This window comes from Thermus sp., from assembly GCF_039793865.1.
GTDB lineage: Bacteria > Deinococcota > Deinococci > Deinococcales > Thermaceae > Thermus.
In genome coordinates this window covers 37,041-55,516 of sequence record NZ_JBAMMI010000007.1, presented here as the reverse complement: position 1 = coordinate 55,516, position 18,476 = coordinate 37,041, and the positions used below count along the sequence as shown (strand labels likewise).

At 67.9% G+C, this 18,476-nt stretch carries 17 protein-coding genes, 1 other RNA gene and 1 CRISPR repeat array (1 of these 19 only partly in view); of the genes, 5 read left to right on the top strand and 13 right to left on the bottom strand.

Features of this window, described 5'->3' with window-relative positions:
* Positions 1-105 precede the first annotated feature (105 nt).
* The 4 genes from ABJK26_RS00765 to ABJK26_RS00750 are packed head-to-tail and all read right to left on the bottom strand — an operon-like array spanning position 106 to position 4,596.
* Positions 106-1,242: a BMP family ABC transporter substrate-binding protein gene (locus ABJK26_RS00765; RefSeq protein WP_347240277.1), complete on the bottom strand. Its 1,137-nt coding sequence runs from the start codon at positions 1,240-1,242 to the stop codon at positions 106-108.
* A 5-nt stretch (positions 1,243-1,247) separates the two neighbouring features.
* Positions 1,248-2,081 carry an ABC transporter permease gene (locus tag ABJK26_RS00760; protein ID WP_347240276.1) on the bottom strand — a complete coding sequence of 278 codons (834 nt, stop codon included), beginning with the start codon at positions 2,079-2,081 and terminating at the stop codon, positions 1,248-1,250.
* Positions 2,081-3,130, bottom strand: coding sequence for an ABC transporter permease (locus ABJK26_RS00755; protein WP_347240275.1), 1,050 nt, complete (start codon positions 3,128-3,130; stop codon positions 2,081-2,083). The genes ABJK26_RS00760 and ABJK26_RS00755 overlap by 1 nt, the downstream gene beginning before the upstream one ends.
* Positions 3,127-4,596, bottom strand: a complete 1,470-nt coding sequence (locus ABJK26_RS00750) for an ABC transporter ATP-binding protein (RefSeq protein WP_347240274.1) — start codon at positions 4,594-4,596, stop codon at positions 3,127-3,129. The genes ABJK26_RS00755 and ABJK26_RS00750 overlap by 4 nt, the downstream gene beginning before the upstream one ends.
* Before the next feature lie 116 nt (positions 4,597-4,712).
* Here ABJK26_RS00750 and ugpC point away from each other — a divergent pair, with 116 nt between their 5' ends.
* From ugpC to csaB, 3 genes are all read left to right on the top strand, one after another.
* Entirely contained in the window at positions 4,713-5,843 is a 1,131-nt protein-coding gene (ugpC, locus tag ABJK26_RS00745) for a sn-glycerol-3-phosphate ABC transporter ATP-binding protein UgpC (protein WP_347240273.1), read from the top strand.
* A gap of 105 nt (positions 5,844-5,948) precedes the next feature.
* Positions 5,949-7,649, top strand: a complete 1,701-nt coding sequence (locus tag ABJK26_RS00740; protein WP_347240272.1) for a DUF5693 family protein — start codon at positions 5,949-5,951, stop codon at positions 7,647-7,649.
* Positions 7,634-8,626, top strand: coding sequence for a polysaccharide pyruvyl transferase CsaB (gene csaB, locus ABJK26_RS00735; protein WP_347240271.1), 993 nt, complete (start codon positions 7,634-7,636; stop codon positions 8,624-8,626). The genes ABJK26_RS00740 and csaB overlap by 16 nt, the downstream gene beginning before the upstream one ends.
* Here the strand turns inward: csaB and ABJK26_RS00730 are convergent.
* Genes ABJK26_RS00730 through miaA form a run of 4 tightly spaced genes read right to left on the bottom strand, consistent with a single transcriptional unit; the run spans position 8,601 to position 12,751 of the window.
* Positions 8,601-9,659 (bottom strand): hypothetical protein, encoded by a 1,059-nt coding sequence (locus ABJK26_RS00730; protein ID WP_347240270.1) that lies wholly within the window; start codon positions 9,657-9,659, stop codon positions 8,601-8,603. The genes csaB and ABJK26_RS00730 overlap by 26 nt on opposite strands.
* A 1-nt stretch (position 9,660) precedes the next feature.
* Entirely contained in the window at positions 9,661-10,404 is a 744-nt protein-coding gene (locus tag ABJK26_RS00725) for a 3'-5' exonuclease (RefSeq protein WP_347240269.1), read from the bottom strand.
* A gap of 15 nt (positions 10,405-10,419) precedes the next feature.
* Complete coding sequence (gatA, locus tag ABJK26_RS00720) at positions 10,420-11,835, bottom strand: Asp-tRNA(Asn)/Glu-tRNA(Gln) amidotransferase subunit GatA (protein WP_347240268.1); 1,416 nt, start codon at positions 11,833-11,835, stop codon at positions 10,420-10,422.
* Between the two features lie 7 nt (positions 11,836-11,842).
* A complete protein-coding gene (miaA, locus tag ABJK26_RS00715) occupies positions 11,843-12,751 on the bottom strand; it encodes a tRNA (adenosine(37)-N6)-dimethylallyltransferase MiaA (RefSeq protein ID WP_347240266.1) in 909 nt (302 codons plus the stop codon).
* An 18-nt stretch (positions 12,752-12,769) separates the two neighbouring features.
* On the opposite strand from miaA, the gene ABJK26_RS00710 reads away from it, so the two are divergent.
* Positions 12,770-13,177 carry an Hsp20/alpha crystallin family protein gene (locus ABJK26_RS00710; protein WP_347240265.1) on the top strand — a complete coding sequence of 136 codons (408 nt, stop codon included), beginning with the start codon at positions 12,770-12,772 and terminating at the stop codon, positions 13,175-13,177.
* On the opposite strand, the gene ABJK26_RS00705 is transcribed toward ABJK26_RS00710, so the two are convergent.
* The 3 genes from ABJK26_RS00705 to ABJK26_RS00695 all read right to left on the bottom strand — a co-directional run bounded on the left by ABJK26_RS00705 (position 13,171) and on the right by ABJK26_RS00695 (position 14,395).
* A complete protein-coding gene (locus ABJK26_RS00705; RefSeq protein WP_347240264.1) occupies positions 13,171-13,749 on the bottom strand; it encodes a thymidine kinase in 579 nt (192 codons plus the stop codon). The genes ABJK26_RS00710 and ABJK26_RS00705 overlap by 7 nt on opposite strands.
* 67 nt (positions 13,750-13,816) lie before the next feature.
* Positions 13,817-14,032 (bottom strand): 50S ribosomal protein L31, encoded by a 216-nt coding sequence (rpmE, locus tag ABJK26_RS00700; protein ID WP_347240263.1) that lies wholly within the window; start codon positions 14,030-14,032, stop codon positions 13,817-13,819.
* Positions 14,033-14,212: 180 nt separating this feature from the next.
* A complete protein-coding gene (locus ABJK26_RS00695) occupies positions 14,213-14,395 on the bottom strand; it encodes a hypothetical protein (protein ID WP_347240262.1) in 183 nt (60 codons plus the stop codon).
* A gap of 43 nt (positions 14,396-14,438) precedes the next feature.
* Between ABJK26_RS00695 and rnpB the strand changes: the two genes are divergently transcribed.
* An RNA gene (rnpB, locus tag ABJK26_RS00690) (RNase P RNA component class A) lies at positions 14,439-14,806 on the top strand.
* A gap of 178 nt (positions 14,807-14,984) precedes the next feature.
* Here rnpB and ABJK26_RS00685 read toward each other — a convergent pair.
* Together ABJK26_RS00685 and ABJK26_RS00680 are read right to left on the bottom strand one after the other, a co-directional pair.
* A complete protein-coding gene (locus ABJK26_RS00685) occupies positions 14,985-16,688 on the bottom strand; it encodes a DNA methyltransferase (protein WP_347240261.1) in 1,704 nt (567 codons plus the stop codon).
* 246 nt (positions 16,689-16,934) lie between these two features.
* The gene (locus ABJK26_RS00680) at positions 16,935-17,219 is read right to left on the bottom strand and encodes a hypothetical protein (RefSeq protein ID WP_347240260.1); all 285 of its coding nucleotides are present in this window, start codon (positions 17,217-17,219) and stop codon (positions 16,935-16,937) included.
* A gap of 112 nt (positions 17,220-17,331) precedes the next feature.
* Positions 17,332-18,476: direct repeats of the CRISPR family, unit length 29 nt; unit sequence CGGGTCATCCCCACGTGCGTGGGGACTAC; it runs 419 nt beyond the window's last position.

Here is an 18,476-nt window from a genome sequence, read left to right as displayed (position 1 = left end):
TACGCCAGCGTGGGGGCCCCGGTAAAAAAAAGCCCACAGGACTTAGGCGAAGGATTCACCAAGAACGCCCCGCCCTGGTACCCCCAGGGCGGGGGATTCGTAACCCTACTTGGGCTCCCCTGGCCAGTCCCCCACCACCCCGGGGGCCGCCCACTCCAGGGTAAGGAGCTCCTCGAGGCTCGCCTTCCGGCCTGCGGGGATCCGCTCCACCCCCTTGCGGTCCCGGAGGGGCCCGGTGAAGGGGTCAAAGGTGGGTTTGGGGCTGGACATGTCCTTCAGAAGGGCCATAATCCGGTCGTAGACCGCCACCTTCTTCCCCCCCACGCTCATCTGGGCCTGCTTCAGGAGGGGCACATGCTTGGGGTTGATGGGCACCCCGTAGTCCGCCCCCATCTCCACCGCCCCGTGCTGCAGGAGCCAGAAGTAGTCCACGTTCTGTAGGTTCTTCGGGGTGTAAATCCCCTCCTTCACCTTCTTGAGGAAGTCAACGTAAATGACCTCCCAGTGGACGATCTGCCCCGAGACCACGTGGTCGGGGGCGAACTTGAGCATGGGGGTGTAGTGGCCGAAGGAGTAGGCCCCCTTCCGGGCCGCCGTCTGGATCACCGTGGGGGTGTCCTCGGTGAAGGCGAAGACGTCCGCCCCCTGGGAAAGCAGGGCCTCCGTGGCCTCCCGGGCCTTGGCCGGGTCGTACCAGGCGTTGATCCAGCGCACCAGGACCTGGGCCTTGGGGTTCACCGCCCGCACCCCCAGGGCGAAGGCGTTGATGTGCCGCTTCACCTCCGGGATGGGGAAGGCCGCCACGTACCCCACCTTGCCCGTCTTGGTGAGGGCCCCGGCGGCGAGGCCATTCAGGTAGTAGACCTGGTAGAAGTCGGCCATGTAGGTGGCCACGTTAGGGGCCCGCTTGATGCCGGTGGCGTGGGCGAAGAGGACGTCCGGGTACTTCTTGGCGGCCTCGAGGACCGCCTCCCCGTACCCGAAGCTGGTGGCGAAGATCACCCGGCACCCCTCCCGCACCAAGCGGTCTATGACCGGCAAGGCCTGGGCCTCGGGCACGCTTTCCACGTAGCGGGTCTCAAGCCAGGGCAGGGCCGCCTCCGCCTTCTTGCGGCCCACGTCGTGGGCGTAGGTCCAGCCCGCGTCCCCCACGGGGCCCACGTAGATGAAGCAGGCCTTGAGCTTGTCCCCCTGGGCCAGCCCTAGGCCCAGGACCAAAAGAAGCGCCAAGAGTCTCCGCATCCTCCTCACCTCCCCCGCTCAAAGGGCACCCCCAGGGCCTTGGGGGCCCGGGTGCGCCCCGAGAGGGCCAGAACAAGGATAACCAGCAGGTAAGGCATGGCGGCGAAGGCCTCGCTCGGTATAGGTACACTGCCCTGCAGGCGGAACTGGAGGAAGAAGAGGAGGCCGAAGAGGTAGGCCCCGAGGACCGCCCGGAGGGGCTCCCAGGCGGCGAGGATCACCAGGGCGATGGCCACGAAGCCGAGTCCCCCCGTCATGCCGTCCGTCCAGGAGGGGCGGTAGGCCAGGGAGAGGTAGGCCCCCGCCATCCCGATGAGCCCGCCTCCCAAAGCCAGGGCCCCGTACCGCACCCGGTCCACGTCCACGCCGAAGAGGTCCGCCGCCTTGGGGTTCTCCCCCACGCTCCTCAGGTAAAGGCCAAAGCGGGTGCGGTAAAGGAGGAGGTGGACGAGAAGGGCGAGGGCCAGGGCGAGGAGGGCCAAGCCTCCCTCGGATAGGGGGTTTTCCAGGGGAACCCCCTCGTAGCGCTTCCCCAAAAGCCCCGAGGCCCCGAGGCCCAAAGCGGCCACGGCGAGCCCCGCCACGAACTGGTTGGCCCTCAAGGAGACGGCGAAGACCCCCAAAAACACCCCGCCCAGTACCCCCACCCCCACCCCCGCCAGGAGGCCCAGGAGGGGGGAGGCCTCGAGGCCCAAGGCGAAGGCCGAAAGGGCGCTTAAGGCCATGATCCCTTCCACCCCCAGGTTCACCACCCCGCTCCTCTCGGCGAGGAGGGCCCCCAGGGAGGCCAAGAGGATGGGGGTGCCGAAGAAAACCGCGCGCAAAAGGGCCTCTTCCATCAACGCCTCCAAACTACCCGGTGCCGGCTAAGGGCCTCGGCCCCGATCAGGGCCAGGAGGAAAAGCCCCGAGACCACGTCCACCACCCGGAAGGGCATGGAGAGGGCCAGCTTCAAGGCGTCCCCCCCCGCCAGGATGAGGCCCAGGAGGAAGGCGGTGAGGAGGACCCAAAGGGGGCGTCCCCGGGCCAGCCAGGCGGCGAGGATGGCGGTGAAGCCGTAGCCCAAGGAGATCTGGGCGGGCTCCAGCAGACGGTGGTGGACCCCCGCCACCTCCCCCACCCCCGCGAGACCTGAAAGGAAGCCGGAAACCCCTCCCACAACGAGGAGAAGCCGCCCGGCGGGCAGGCCCAGGTAGCGGGCCGCGGAAGGGTTTTCCCCCAAGACCCTCAGGGCAAAGCCCAGGGGGGTGCGGAAAAGAAGCCCCTGCAAGGCCAAGGCCGCGCCTACCCCCAGAAGGAGGGTGGGCCAGTGGACCAAGGTGTCCCCAAGGCGGGGCAGGTCCGCCGCCTCAGGGAAGCGGTCGGTGTAGAGAAAGCCGAAGACCATCCGCCCCTTCCAGGGTCCCGCCACCAGGTAGACCACCAGGTAGTAGGCCAGGTAGTTCTGCATGAGCGTGGTGAGGATCTCGCTGGCCCCGAAGCGCACCCTGAGCCAGGCCGCCAGGCCCGCCCACGAGGCGCCCAAGATCCCCCCCAGGAGGAACATGAGGGGCAGGGTCCAGGGCCCCGGGGGAAGGAAGAGGGCCACGTAAGCCCCCCCCACGGCTCCCAAAAGAAGCTGCCCCTCGGCCCCGATGTTGAAGAAGCCCACGCGGAAGGCGAAGGCCAGACCGGAGCCGATGAGAAGCAGGGGTATGGCCCGCCGGGCGATCTCGGAAAGCCCCAGGGGATCGGCCAGGGGGGAAAGGAGGATCCCCAAGGCCCGCAAGGGGGAAACCCCGTAGGCGAGGAAGAGGAGGGCCAAAGCGGAAAGGGCGAGGAGCAGAAAGGCGGCGTAGGTCAAGGCCACCTTGCGCAAGGAAGGCGCTGGGTCCAGCTCCAGCCTCATGCCCGCCCCTCCGTCATCATCCGGCCCAAGCGCTCCCGGCTCGCCTCCTCCCGGGGAATGGGCCCCACCAGGCGGCCGCGGTACAGGGCCGCCACCCGGTGGGAAAGGGAGAGTATCTCGTCTAGATCCTCGCTCACCAAAAGCACCGCTCCCCCTTCCCGGACAAGGTCCACAAGCCTCCCGTGGACCTCCTCCGCCGCCCCCACGTCCACCCCGTAGGTGGGATGCATGGCCAAAACCAGCCTAGGACCCTCCTTGAGCTCCCGGGCCAGGATGACCTTCTGCACGTTCCCGCCGGAGAGGAACCGCACGGGAGCGCGGGGGGAGGGGGCCTGGATCCCGTAGCGGCGCATCAAGGCTTCGGCGTCCCGCTCCATGCGGCCGTAGTCCAGAAGCCCCCGCCGGGCGTAGCGGGGATAGGTGCGCAGGGCCAGGTTCTCCGCCACGCTCATCCCCGCCACCACGCCCGTGCTCCGTTCCTCGGGGATGTGGGCCACCCCCAGGGCGAAGAGCCGGGCCGGGTCCTGGGGAATGGGGCTACCCAGAAGGCGCACCCGGCCCCGGTAGGGGCGAAGGCCGGCCAGGGCCTCGAGGAGCTCCTTCTGCCCGCTTCCCGCCACCCCGGCGATGCCCAGGATCTCCCCCGCCCGCAAGGCGAAGGAAACCCCCTGCAGGGGAAAGCCGTGCCGGGGAACCAGGAGGTTCTCCACCTCCAAGAGCACCTCCTCCCGGGGGGGCGGGGCCTTGGGGGGCGGGGCCACCCCCCGGCCCACCATGAGGCGCACCAGGAGCCCCTTGTCCGCCTCCGCCCGCCACACCTCCCCCACCTTTTCCCCGGCCCGGAGAACGACGATGCGGTCAGCGATGTCCAGGACCTCGTCCAGCTTGTGGCTGATGAAGAGGATGGCGAGGCCCCTCTCCTTAAGCCTCCGCACCTCCTGGAAAAGGTCCTCGGCCTCCTTGGGGGTGAGGACGCTGGTGGGCTCGTCCAGGATGAGCACCTTGGGCCGGGAGAGGAGGGCCCTTAGGAGCTCCACCCGTTGCTTCTCCCCGGCGGAGAGGCGGTGGACGGGGGCCCGTAGGTCCACCCCCAGGGGGTGGTCTTGGAGGAGGGCCTGGAGCCGCTTCAGAAGCGCCCGGCGGGAGAAAAAGGGGGGGAGCTCCAGGCCCAAGGCCAGGTTCTCCGCCACCGAGTGGGCCTCCACGAGCTCGGGGTGCTGGGGCACCAGGGCGATGCCAAGCCTTTGGGCCACCCTGGGGGAGGGGATGACCACCTCCTGGCCCTCCAGGAGGATGCGCCCCTCATCGGGGGCGTAAAGGCCGTAGAGGAGGCTCACCAGGGTGGTTTTCCCCGCCCCGTTCTCCCCGAGGAGGGCCAGGACCTCTCCCCTCTTCACCTCGAGGCTCACCCCGCGGTTGGCCACCACGGGACCAAAGCGCTTGGTGATGTTCTCCAACCTCAGCATGGGAAGGCCCGCAGGCCCGGCCCTGAGGATACCACCCCCACCGCCGCCAGGGGTACAATGTCCCCAAGCCCCCGATGGGTCCGAAGCGGCTCAGAGCGCGGGGCGAGGAGGTAGAGATGGCCAAGGTAAGGCTGGAGCACGTGTGGAAGCGCTTCGGCAAGGTGGTGGCGGTCAAGGACTTCAACCTGGAAACCGAGGACGGGGAGTTCGTGGTCTTCGTGGGCCCCTCGGGTTGCGGCAAGACCACCACCTTGCGCATGATCGCCGGGCTGGAGGAGATCTCCGAGGGCAAGATCTACATCGGCGACCGCCTGGTGAACGACGTCCCCCCCAAGGACCGGGACATCGCCATGGTCTTCCAGAACTACGCCCTCTACCCCCACATGAACGTCTACGAGAACATGGCCTTCGGGCTCCGCCTGCGGCGCTACCCCAAGGACGAGATTGACCGGCGGGTGAAGGAGGCCGCCCGCATCCTGAAGATTGAGCACCTCCTCAACCGCAAGCCCCGGGAGCTCTCGGGCGGCCAGCGCCAGCGGGTGGCCATGGGAAGGGCCATCGTGCGGGAGCCCAAGGTCTTCCTCATGGACGAGCCCCTCTCCAACCTGGACGCCAAGCTCCGGGTGGAGATGCGGGCCGAGATCGCCAAGCTCCAGCGGCGCCTCGGGGTCACCACCATCTACGTGACCCACGACCAGGTGGAGGCCATGACCCTGGGCCACCGCATCGTGGTGATGCGGGACGGGGAGGTCCAGCAGGTGGACACCCCCCTCCGCCTCTACGACTTCCCCGCCAACCGCTTCGTGGCGGGCTTCATCGGTAGCCCCTCCATGAACTTCGTCAAGGCCTCGGTGGAGGCCCAGGGAGAGCGGGTCTACCTGGTGGCCCCGGGCTTCCGCATCCGCACCAACCCCATCCTGGCGCAAAGCCTCCGGCCCTACGCCGGGAAGGAGGTCTGGATGGGCGTCCGTCCCGAGCACCTGGGCCTCAAGGGCTACACGGTGATCCCCGAGGAGGAAAACGTCCTCCGAGGCGAGGTGGAGGTGGTGGAGCCCCTGGGGGCGGAGACGGAGCTCCACGTGAGCGTAGACAGCACCGTTCTGGTGGCCAAGGTGGACGGCCACGCCCCCGTGCGGCCTGGGGACCGGGTGGAGCTCTTGGCGGACACGGGCCGCCTCCACGCCTTTGACCCGGAAAGCGAAAAGGCCATCGGCCACTCCCAGGAGCCTGCGGCCGTGGCCCGCTGAGGCCGCCCCTTATCATGGAGGGGTGAGCACCGCCAAGCCTTTCATCGCTGGGGGTAGCACGGGCGGCGAGGCTACCCCGAACCGCCTGGGGGAGGGGAGAACAGCATGAAGCGGCTTCTGCACCTTCTTCTTTTCCTCGCCCTCGTCCCCTCCCTCCTGGCCCTTTTCCCCAGGCTCCAGGCGGAGCGCCCGGGACCCGTGGTCCTCCTCCTGGACGCCGAGGCGGTGAGGGAAGAGGCCAAGACCCAGGGGAAGAGCCTCCTGGAGGCCCTCGCCGCCTACCGGGCCCTGGGGGTGAACGGGGTGGCCTTCCCCGAGCGGTTCGTCAAGGACTGGGTCGCGAATGGGGTCCTCCTTTACCGCCAAGGGAGGGAGCTTCAGGAAGAGGGGCTTCCCGCCAGGCCGGGCTGGTTCTACCTGAAGGGGGACCCCAAGTTTCTCGCCCTCCTGGAGCGGGCCTACGCCCTACCCTCGGAAAAGCTCGGGCCCTGGCTCGGCTTCCCGGTGGACGTCCAGGGTTTCCCCGCCTTCTACGACCTGAAGGAGATCGCGGCGGCCAAGGCCCAGGGGTTTTACGTGGCGGTGCGGCCCATCAACCAGCGCCTTCGCCGCCTGGACCCAGAGTTGCCCCTGGTGCCGAAGGAGGCCGACGCCGTGGTCTTCGCCGGCCTCGAGGCCCTGGGGTACCCCTACCGCCTGGAGGAGGCCCGGGCCCTGGTGCGGCGGCCCGTGGCCCTTATTGAGGGCACGCCCCAGCCCGGCTTCCAGGCCTTCCGCGAGGCCGGGGTGCTCAGGCTTTTCAGCCTCCGCTACGAGTGGCAGCTCACCCTAAGCCCCGAGGAAGCGGCGGATAAATACACCCTCGCCGCCCGGGAGCGGGGGCACCAGCTCCTCTACCTCAGGCCCTACCCTTACCCCCAAGAGACCGCCCGCCTCCTCGCCCGCCTAAAGGAAGGGCTAAGGGCCAGCCACATCCCCCTGGGGACCCCTAGGCCCCGGGACTTCGCGCCAAGCCCCTTGCGCTACGCCGCCTGGGTGGGGGTAGGGGCGGGCCTTGGGCTTTTGGCCTTGGGGCTTCCCGTGTACGGGCCCTGGGTGGCCTTCCTCCTCCTCCTGCTGGCCCTGGGGTACGCCGGTAGCCAAGCGGGGGCCCTCCTTGCCGCCCTGGTCTTCCCGGTGCTGGGCTTTTTGGGGCCCAGAAACGGGCTTTGGCTGTGGGCGCGGAGCCTGGGATACGCCCTCATGGGGGCGGTCTTCCTCAGCGCCCTGGGCTCGAGCCCGGCCACGGTCCTGGGCCTCGCCCCCTTCAAAGGGGTTTCCCTCACCCTCCTCGTCCCGCCCCTCCTGGTGGCCTTAAGCTTCCTGGAAAAGGACTTCAAAGAGGCCCTCGCCCGCCTCTACGCCCACCCCCTGCGCTTGGGAGAGGTGGCCCTGGGAGGGTTGGCCCTGGCCCTTCTGGCCTTCGCCCTCCTGCGCCGGGGCAACGACGCCCCCTTGGTGCCGGAGCTGGAGCTGAAGCTAAGAAGCTTCCTCCAGGACCTCATGGTGCGCCCCCGGTTCAAGGAGGTCTTCGGGCACGCCCTCTTTCCCCTGGCCTTCCTCCTCCCCTGGCCGCGCTACCTGCAAAACGCCCTCCTCTTCCTGGCAGGCCTAGGCGTCGCCTCCATCCTGAACACCTTCAGCCACTTCCACACGCCCCTCCTCATCTCCCTCTTCCGGGTGCTGAACGGCGCCCTCCTGGGCCTCCTCCTGGGGCTAATCGGGGTTATCCTGGTAAGGAGGCTGAGGACATGGTGGTTGGGGTAGCGGGGTACTACGGGTTCAAAAACGCGGGGGACGAGGCCATCCTCGAGGCCATCGCCCGGGAGGTGCGGGCCCGGGGCCACGAGGTGGTGGCCCTCTCGGGGGAGCCCCGAAGGACGCGGGAGGAGCACGGGGTGCGGGCCTTCCACCGCCTAAACCCCCTCGCCCTCCTCCGGGCGGACCTCTGGCTTTTGGGGGGCGGGGGGCTCCTGCAGGACGCCACCAGCGCCCTAAGCCTCACCTACTACCTCTCGGTCCTCCGCCTCGCCCGCCTCTTCAAGAAGCGGGTGGTGGTCTTCAACCAGTCCCTGGGGCCCCTATCCCCCTCCGGGGAGAGGCGGGTGCAAAGGGCCCTAAAGGGCGTGCCGGTGATCCTCAGGGACCAGGACTCCCTGGAGTACGCCCGGCGCCTGGGGATCCCCGCCGAGCTTGGGGCCGACCCCGCCCTCCTCCTCAGCCCGCCCCCGGTGAAGCGGGAAGAGGACCTGGTCCTGGTCATCCCCCGGGCCGGGGTGGGCCGGGCGGCGGTAGAAACCCTGTACGTCACCGCCAACTACCTGTTCCACGAGGGCAAGCAGGTCCTCGTCCTCCTCCTCCAGCCCGGGTACGACGAGGAAGTCCTGGAAAACTTCCCGCACCACCGGGTGGAGAAGACCTCGGACCCGAGGCGGGTCCTCTACCTGGTGGCCCAGGCGGGGTACGTGATCTCCATGCGCCTTCACGGCCTCATCCTGGCGGCGGCCGCGGGCACCCCCTTCGCCGCCCTGTCCTACGACCCCAAGGTGGCGGCCTTCGCCAAGGAGACCGGGGCCTACTACCAGGAACTCCCCGGGGACCCCATCAAGCTCTCCAAGGCGGCCATGTACGGCCGCTTCCCCGACTGGGAAAAGGTAGAGGCCCTCAAGGAGCGGGCCAGGCGGAGCTTTGACCTCGCTTTAGGGGAGGCCGCCCCCGTCAAGCGCCCCCACGGACGCGGCTAAGGCGGGCGAGGATCCCCTCGCTGAAGGCCTTCAGGTCCTGCAGGGCCTCCTCCACCTCCTGCCTCAGGAGGAACTCCCCCGGGGAAAGCCTTTTCAGGAGGAGGAAGGGGGGCTGGGCGAAAAGCTCCACCCCCTGGCGCACCACCTCGGGGATAAGGCCCTCCTCCAGGGCTTCGGCCTCGAGGTCCGGAAGCAAGAACACCTCCCCCGGGCGCTTGCGGGAGAGGAGGAGCAGGAGGGCGGCCAGAGCCCCCCGCTCGGAAAGCTCGGCCACCAGGCGGTCCTCCAGGGCCTTCACCGCCTCCAGGTCCACCCGCCCCTGGCGCAAGAGGTCCTCCAGGTCCAAAGCCGAAAGGGGGAAGCGCCCTTTAAGGCGCACCAGGCGGTTCACCGCCTCCGGGGAGAGGTAAGCCAGCCCCGGGGGCACCGCCTCCTTTTCGGACTCCGGGGCGAGAAGGGCCACGTGCGCCCCTTGCGCCCGGTAGGGCCTGAGGTCCTCCACCTTCCCCTCCCCGAGGCGGAGAAGGGCCAGCGCCACCTGCCGCCGCCCCAGGGGAGCTTTGTAGAGCCAAGGGGGGCCCCCCTCCAGGAAAAAGCCCAACCGCCTCAGGTCCTCGGTGACGCCCGGGGGCTCGAGGGCCTTGGGCTCATGGGGGAAGAGCACTTCCTTGGGGTAGGGGGTCACCCGGACCCGGCGCTTCTCCCCCCTGGGGGCCTCTTCCTTCGCCTCCTTGGGGTCTTCCCGGGGCCTCTCCAGGCGGGGGAGGGAGCGGGGCAGGGCCTTGAGCTCCACCTCCTCGCCCCGGAAGTGGAGGAGGACGGCCTCGTTGGCCGAGAGGCGCTTCTTGAGGTAGTAGGGCCCAAGGCCCCGCACCAGCCCCTCCTTCCAGTCCACCTCCACCTCGTAGGCCTCCCCGTCCTCGTCCACGAAGCGCACGCGCTCCCGGCCCAGGAGGCGCTGGCGCAAGGAGGCGGTGAGGGCCATGGTACCCGATTGAATGCAAGCGCTGGTCAAAACGTAGCGAGCGGTCATGCTACCTCCCTAGCTCCACTAGGGAACGAGGACTCCCTGCGGTGAGCATATAGTACACCTCGTAGACCACGGCAAGGGTCCTTTCCACGTCGGCCAAGGCCCGGTGCTCCCTCCTGGGGGGAAGCTCCAGGACCGCCGAAAGGGCGTCCAGGCCGTAGCGGCGAAGCCCCCGAAGGGCCCTTTTGGCCAGGCGGATGGAGTCCACCACCGGGTTCGCCAACCCCAACCCCATGCCCTCCAAGGCCGGGCGCAAAAAGGAGAGGTCAAAGGAGGCGTTGTGAATCACCAGGGTAGCCCCTTGCAGAAGGGGATAAGCCTGGGCCAAGACCTCCTCCAGAGGCGGGGCCTCCTCCAGCTCAGAGGCCTTAATCCCGGTAAGGTTCTGGACGAAGAGGCTCGGCGGCCGGGAAGGGCGCACCAGGCTTTGAAAAGCTCGCCGCTCCTTGCCCTCCAGCCGCACCAGGGCGAGCTCAATGATCTCGCTCACCCCCGGGGCCAGGCCGGTGGTTTCCAGGTCCAGAAGGACCACCGGTTCCCCCGGGTGGGGAAAGGGGTAGCGCCACTCCCAAAGCCCCACCTCCTCCCCGGGGATGAACCGCCCGTCCAATAAGGGGCCCACGACAGGGGCCACGGGGCCCCGAAGCCCCAAGGCCTCCCCCAGGAGGGGAAGGGGAAGGGGCCTCCCCTCGGCCCTGAGGCGCCGGGCGAGGCGGGTGGCGAGGCGAACGCGGAAGGCGGGGTCCATCCCTTCTGCCCCCCTCTAGAGGGCTTCTCCCAAGGGCGTACGAAGGAACGCGCGGTCCGTGGCCTCCTCAAAGGCGAGGGCCGCCCGAAGAAGCCGCTCGTCCTCCCCCCAAGGGGCGAGGAGCTGGAGGCCCACGGGCAGGTGCCCCTCAAACCCCGCGGGGAAGGAGAGGGCGGGAAGTCCCGCGAGGTTCGCCCCCACGGTGTAGAGGTCCTCGCGGTACATGGCGAGAGGATCGGGGCGGCTCCCCAAGGGAAAGGCGGGGTGGGGGGTGGTGGGCAGGAGGAGGAGGTCCACCTCCCCGAAGAGGGCCCTGGCCTCGGCCTTGAGGCGGCGGCGGAAGGCCTGGGCGCGGCCGTAGTAGGCCTCGTAGTAGCCGCTAGAGAGGACGAAGGTCCCCACGAGGACGCGCCTTTTGACCTCGAGGCCAAAGCGGGCCCGGGTGGCCATCCTCATCCCTTCCACCTCCTCCCCCTCGCCGCGGAACCCGTAGAGGGTGCCATCATAGCGGGCCAGGTTGGAGCTCGCCTCCGCCGGAGCCAGGACGTAGTAGGCGGCGAGGGCCAGAGGCAGGGAAGGCCAGGAAACCTCCCGCACGGCAAAACCGAGGTCTTGGAACACCTGCAAAGCCCCCTCCAGGGCCCGCTCCACCCCTGGGCTGTTGCCGGAAAGCCCCTCCCGCACCACCCCGAGGCGGAGGGGAGGAAGGGGCCCCTCCAGGGCTTCCTGGAAGCGGGGGGGAAGGTCCAGGCTGGTGGCGTCCAGGGGGTCGGGGCCGGCCACGGCGTCCATGAGGAGGGCGAGGTCCCGCACGGAGCGGGCCATGGGGCCGATCTGGTCCAGGCTCGAGGCGTAGGCGATGAGGCCAAAGCGGCTCACCCGGCCGTAGGTGGGCTTGAGGCCGTAGACCCCGCAGAAGGCCGCGGGCTGGCGCACGCTTCCCCCCGTGTCCGAGCCTAGGGCCAAGGGGGCGAGGTCCGCCGCCACCGCGGCGGCGCTTCCCCCGCTGGAGCCCCCAGGGACCCGGTCGGGATCAAAGGGGTTTCGGGTGGGGAAAAAGGCGGAGTGCTCCGTGGAGGAGCCCATGCCGAACTCGTCCAGGTTGGTCTTGCCCAGGACCAGGGCGCCCAGGGCCTTAAGCCTCGCCACCGCCGTGGCCTCGTAGGGAGGAAGGAAGTTCTCCAGGAGGCGGCTTCCCGCGGTGGTGCGGAGGCCTCGGGTTACGATGTTGTCCTTCACGGCCACCACCAAGCCCGCAAGGAGCAGGCGGGGGTCCAGCTCCCGGGCCTCCTGCAAAACCTCCTCGTTGAGGGTGAGGAAGGCCCCAAGCCCAGGGTCCAGCTCCCGGACCCGCCTATGGTAGGCCTCGGCCACCTCGAGGGGAGAAACCTCCCCGCGGGCCACCCGGGCGCGGATCTCGTAGGCCAACATGCCCCCACTATAGCCGGAAGTGGAGGCGAAGCCAGTCCCGAAAGCCTAGGTACGCCTCCTCGCCCCCTCGGGGCAAGTAGACCACGTCCCCGGGTTCATGCCGGAACCAGGTGTACTGCCTCTTGGCGTAGGCCTTCACCGCCCGGATGTCCCTAAGAAGGGCCTCTTCCAGGCCGTATTCTCCCCGGAGATAACCCACCACCTCCTTGTAGCCGATGGCCTGCAGGGCGGTGGGCATCTCGGGGTAGCGGGCGAGAAGGCCCTTGACCTCCTCCACCAAGCCCCGGGCGAACTGGGCCCTGGCCCTCTCCTCCAATCTTTGGAAAAGCCAGGCCCTTTCGGGCCAGAGGACGAGCTTCTTGTAGGGGAAGCGGGGGGGCCTTTTGGGAAAGCGGGCCGGGGGGGTGCCGGTGCGCCTCAGAACCTCCAGGGCCCGCACCAGGCGCCGGGGGTTCTTCCCCACGCGGAAGGCGTCCTCTGGGCTTTCCCGGGAAAGCTCCTCCCATAGAGCCTGAAAGCCCCGCTCCCTAAGCTCCCGCCAAAGGGCCTCCTGGACCCCGGGGTCGGGTGGGGGGAGGTCGTGGAGCCCCTCGGAGAGGGCCCGGATGTAGTACCCCGTTCCCCCCACCACCAAGGGGAGGCGCCCCCTGGCCCTCACCTCGGCGATGGCTTCTTCCGCCAGGTCCAGAAACCGGGCCACGCTCATGGCCTCGTAGGGCTCCAGGACGTCCACTAGGTGGTGGGGCACCCGCGCCCTTTCCCCAGGAGAGGGTTTGTCCGTGCCGATGTCCAGGCCCCGGTAGACCATGGTGGCGTCCGCGGAGATGACCTCGAGGGGCAACTCCTCCCCAAGCCTCAAGGCGAGGAGGGTCTTGCCGCTACCCGTGGGCCCGGCGAGAACGGGGACGGCCTCCACATCCCTTATGCTAAGGGCATGTTGGAGCGCCTGGACCGCCTGGAAACCCTGCGGAAGCTAAAAGAACTGCAAGACCGCATCGCCGAGCTGGCCTACCGGCTTACCGGCGAGGAGCCCGCCGCCTGGGTCCCCAGGGTGGACCTCCTGGAGGACGAGGACCACTACATCCTCCTGGTAGACCTCCCTGGGGTGCGGCCCGAGGACCTGGAGCTTCTCGAGGAAGGGAACCGGGTGACCCTGGCCGGGGTGCGCCACCCCCTTCCCGGCACCTACCTCCTGGAGGAGCGGCCCATGGGCACTTTCCGCCGCACCCTGGACCTGCCCGGGCCCATTGAGGAGGGCACCGCCCAGGCCGCCCTACGGCAGGGCGTGCTGGAGGTTCGCTTCCGGAAGCGCCCGGGCACCCCCCTTCCCGTGGCTCAATAGACCACCTGGTGGCAGGCCCGGCACCGGGGCTCGTAGTGCTCTTCAGCCCCCACCAAGATCACGGGATCCGTGTACCGGGCCGGTTGACCGTTCACCAGGCGCTGGGTTCGGGTGGCGGGAGCGCCGCACCGGGGGCAGATCGCGGTGAGCTTCTCCACGAACTCCGCCCGGGCTAGGAGCTCGGGCATGATGCCGAAGGGCTCCCCCCGGAAGTCCAGGTCCAGCCCTGCCAGGATCACCCGCACCCCCCTTTGGGCCAGGCGTTCCACCAGGGGAAGGAGTTCCCTGTCTAAGAACTGGGCCTCGTCCACCGCCACCACGTCGGGAAGGGGGTCTAGGTGGGCTTCCATCTCCTTTGCGCGTTCCACGGGGATGGCCTCCACCCTCTTTCCATCGTGGCTTACCACATGGGCCTGGTGGTAGCGGTCGTCCAGCCGGGGCTTGAAGACCACCACCCGCTGCCTGGCGATGAGGGCCCGCTTGACCCGGCGGATGAGCTCCTCGCTCTTGCCGGAGAACATGGGGCCGGCGATGACCTCAATCCAACCCTGGCGGTGGAGTATAGGGGGCATGGACTCCTCCTCATGGAGAAGCTTAAAGGCAACCTGGGGGCCTTAGGCCCCCAGGTCCAGCGAGCCCCTACCGCCCCTTGCGGTAGGAGTCCCCGTAGCGGCGCTGGAAGCGCTCTACCCTACCCTCCGTGTCCACGAACCGCTGCTGGCCCGTGTAGAAGGGGTGGCACTTGCTGCAGACCTCCACGTGGATCTCGGGCCTCACCGAATAGGTGTGGATGACGTTGCCGCAACCGCAGACGATGCGGGCGGGAACCAGCTTCGGGTGGATGCCTTCTTTCACGCTTGCCTCCTCCCGCACGGTCTTGGCCGTGCGAAAACCATCTCCCAGTCTAAGGGCGGAAAGCCCAAGAAGCAAGGCCTAAGTGCCCACACCTCGGCTTCGCAACACGGGATGCCCAAGCTTTTGCTTTAGGAAAGCCCTTTTGGGGCCCCCACCGCGGCAAAAGCCGCGGTGGGGTACTTAGCGGGGCGGGGGAAGGCGCCGCCAAGGGGGGCCCCAAAGCCGCCGCCTGAGCCCCTGCCAGGCTCCGTACCCCAGGCCGACCAACAGGGCCACCGCCGCCAAAAGCCAGACCAGGCCCAGCACCGCAAGACCCAACAGGGCCAGGAGGAGAAGCCCAAGGGCGTACCAAGGAACCCTCACCTCCCCATCTTAGGCCAGGTTTGTGCTAAAATGATGAACGCCCCAGGGCAGGGGTGCGGTCGCGCCTGGAGGCCGAAACCTCCGGGTGAGGAAAGTCCGGGCACCATAGGGCAGGGTGCCAGCTAACGGCTGGGCGGGGCAACCCGACGGAAAGTGCCACAGAGAAGAGACCGCCAGCGGCCGGGGCTTCCCCGGCGCGGGCAAGGGTGAAACGGTGGGGTAAGAGCCCACCGCCTGGCCTGGCAACAGGCTGGGGCACGGCAAACCCCACCCGGTGCAAGGCCCGGTAGGCAGGGAGGGCTTGCCCGGCCCGTGAGAACCTGCGGGATGGGCCGCTTGAGGCCGGTGGCGACACCGGTCCCAGAGAGATGACCGCAAAAACAGAACCCGGCTTACGCCCTGCCCTGGCTCCCCTCGAGGCCTGCCTCGGGGGGATGGTTTATGCCGGCTTACCCCCCTCTTGCACCCCCCAAGGCAGGAGCGATAACACCGCAAAGCGCTAAGCGCCCGCACCTTGGCTTTGCCACATGGGATGCCCAAGCTTTGGCTTTAGGAAAGCCCTTTTGGGGCCCCCGCCGCGGCGGGGTACTTAGAACAAGGGGTCCATATCCCCATTCCGCTTCGCCGTCCGCACCTCTTTGCGCTCGTAGCTCACGTTGAGGCTACCTACGGGAAGGTGGGGGCGCTTTCCCGCAAGAAGGTCCTCCACGGTGAGAATCTGGAGCCTGGGGTAGGACTGGCTTCCCCATCGGTACAGGCCCGCCTTGGCCGCTTCTTCCCGCATGCCCTTGGTGGGCTCGCTGAGGGTGATGAGGAGGCCGAAGGCCGCCTTCTCCCTCTCCATCACGCCCCGAAGGTCCCGCACCATGCTAGGGGCGAGGCGCTCCCCGCCCTTCACCTGGACCACGGCCTTCTCCAGCTTGTTTCCCGCCGGGTCCCGGAAGAAGAGCATGCCGTCAATCCCGGTGTCCCCTCCCCTTTTGCCTCTCTTGGGGTCCCCGTAGGGCTGAGCCCCGACTAGGCCCAGGGCCCAGAGCTGGAACTGGTGGGGGTCCTTTCCGAAAAGAAAGCGGGCGCTTTCCAGGTCCTTGGGCGTCCCCAGGACCTCGTAGTCCTTCCCCGGCTCCAGGCCAAAGTCCCGCTTGAGCCGGGCTTGGATGAGGGTGATGGCGAGGTGGGTGATGTCAATCCCGATCCAGCCGCGCCCAAGCTCCTCGGCGGCGGCCAGGGCCGTGCCGCACCCGCAGAAAGGGTCCAGGACCACGTCCCCGGGGTTGGAGCTGGCCTGGAGGATGCGCTTGAGCAGGGCCACGGGCTTCTGGGTGGGGTAGCCCAAGCGCTCTTTGGATTGGTGGCTTAGCGGGGGAATGTCGGTGATAACATCTTGGATAGGAGTTCCGCGGTAGGCTTCCAGATACCGCTTATACTCGGGAATCCCACCTTCCTTTTTCGGCCAATGAATAAGCCCTGCAGCATCAAGCAAATCAAGGCGCTCTTGAGGTGAAAGCTCCTCCCAGTTCGGTGGCAGAACGAACCATTCGGGTAGGGCATCTGGGTCTGGTACAGCCCAGTGCCGGTTAGAACGGCTTGGGTTAATCCCACGCCAAGGCTGACCCGAAGGCCCAGCAGAAGCTCCTGGACCAGTAAGCGTAACTGTACGATAGATACCCCGCTCATCTTTGTGCCGATAAAACTTTTTCACATAATCTTCTGAGGGGGGCTCAAAGGTTTGGTTCCACGTGTATTTGTCGGTCTTGGTGTAAAAAAGAATGGTGTCGTGTACTCGCGCCCAACGCTGTGCTCCCCCGTGAGCGAAGGTTCGCTTCCAAATGACCTCGTTGCGGAAGTTCCTGGGTCCGAAGATCTGGTCCAGGATGACCTTAAGGTAGTGGCTCGCTGTGGGGTCGCAATGCAGGTAAAGGCTCCCCGTGGGCTTGAGGACCCGGTGAAGCTCCAGAAGGCGCACCGCCATCATCACCAGGTAGGCCGAGAGGTCGTTCTTGCCCAGGGAGCGCACCATGAACTCCAAGAACTCACCCAGCCTTCCGTGGCGTTTTCTGTGGCGTTCCAGGACCTCACCCAAGGCCCGCTCGCTCTCCTCACCCCAGCTCCACGTGTCCTCAAAGGCCTTGATCTGGGCGCCTGGCCCCTTCCCCGAGTGCTCCCGGAAGATAACGTTGTAGTCGGCCTTGGAGTTGAACGGAGGGTCAAGGTAAACCAGGTCCACGCTCTCGTCGGGGATGTGCTCCCGAAGGACCTCGAGGTTGTCACCAAAGTATAGACGCCTCTCCATAAGCCAGTCCCCCTTCCAGGGGCCCCAGGGCGGGGCGTAAGCCGGGTTCCCGGGGCACCCCTATTCTACCATTGGGGGAAGCATTGGGGAAATCGCTCACGCTCCGGTTCAAAACCCAAAGCCGGGCCGCCCCCACCCCGGGCCTTTCAGGGGCCTTCTAGGGGCGCAGAAGCCCATCCGCCGGGAAGGGCCGGACCGGCAAAACGAGGGGGGCCGGGCTGGCCCCGGCCCCCTCCTTCCCCGCCCTCAGAGGCCAAGCCGCTGGAGGAAGGCCTCCCAGGTCTCGGGCACGGGAAACCCCTGGGCCGCAAGCCTCGCCCTCTCGGCAAACACCTCCCGGGCCAGGGCCAAAGCGGCCTCCCGGTCCTCCCGGGCCGCGTCCCGGAGGTAGCGGCGGAAGGGGGTCCACTCCTCCACGGCGTCTAGGAGCTCGTCCGGGTCGGTTTCCTCCTCCAAGAGCCCCCGCACCCAGTCCACGTAGGCGCGGGCCAGCTGGAGGGGGCGGTAAGCCAGGGCGGCGTCCTGAGCCACGTCACTTCCTCCCAGGGGATGTCCAGCTCCTTTAGGGCGTCCACGCTGTACCCGGTCACCAGCGTCCCGCTGTGGAAGGAGTATACCACGAACCAGGGGGCCCCAAGCGGAGAGGGTCATCCCCACGTGCGTGGGGACTACACGCTGTTGCGGTTTATGCCCTCCCAAATGGTCGGGTCATCCCCACGTGCGTGGGGACTACGGATGAGGCGCACCACTATGTGGATTCGCGCGCCGGGTCATCCCCACGTGCGTGGGGACTACGCCGGTATCACCGTCTACCGCCTCGCTCGGATTCGGGTCATCCCCACGTGCGTGGGGACTACGGTGGACCCGCTCAGGGCTCTGGAGACGTATCGGGTCATCCCCACGTGCGTGGGGACTACCCTTCCGTTCCTCCGGGGGGAGGGGGGTGGTCCGGGTCATCCCCACGTGCGTGGGGACTACTCCAATGTTGACGATGTGGCCCCGAGTAGCAAGCGGGTCATCCCCACGTGCGTGGGGACTACGCGGATTTTCAGCCTAGCCATCTAGCACCTCCTGGGTCATCCCCACGTGCGTGGGGACTACCCAAGGGGCCTCCTTGGGGGCCGTGGCGGGGGCCGGGTCATCCCCACGTGCGTGGGGACTACGGAAGGTAGGGGAGGTGGACGCTCACCTGGTACTCCGGGTCATCCCCACGTGCGTGGGGACTACAAGAGTTTCAGGAAAAAAGAAAGGCTCCACATAGGGTCATCCCCACGTGCGTGGGGACTACAAAAAGAGGATATCCCCGATGACGTGTACCTCCGGGTCATCCCCACGTGCGTGGGGACTACCTTTCCTCGGCCACCAGCCGAATAAACTCCCCCGGGTCATCCCCACGTGCGTGGGGACTACGGCAACCCCGCCCCTAGGAAAGCAGCCTCTGGCCGGGTCATCCCCACGTGCGTGGGGACTACACCACAGGCACCAACTACCACACACCTATCCCCGGGTCATCCCCACGTGCGTGGGGACTACGTCCCCGTGCGGCGCTCGGGACCACCGGAACCCGGGTCATCCCCACGTGCGTGGGGACTACCGCTGAGTAGCCAGATAGACGTCCACGCCCACCGGGTCATCCCCACGTGCGTGGGGACTACGCTCACATAGATTTGCCTTCCTACAAAGCCTTCCGGGTCATCCCCACGTGCGTGGGGACTACTGCTGCCCTTCCGGGCGCATGGGTTATTGCCCCGGGTCATCCCCACGTGCGTGGGGACTACATAAAGAGGT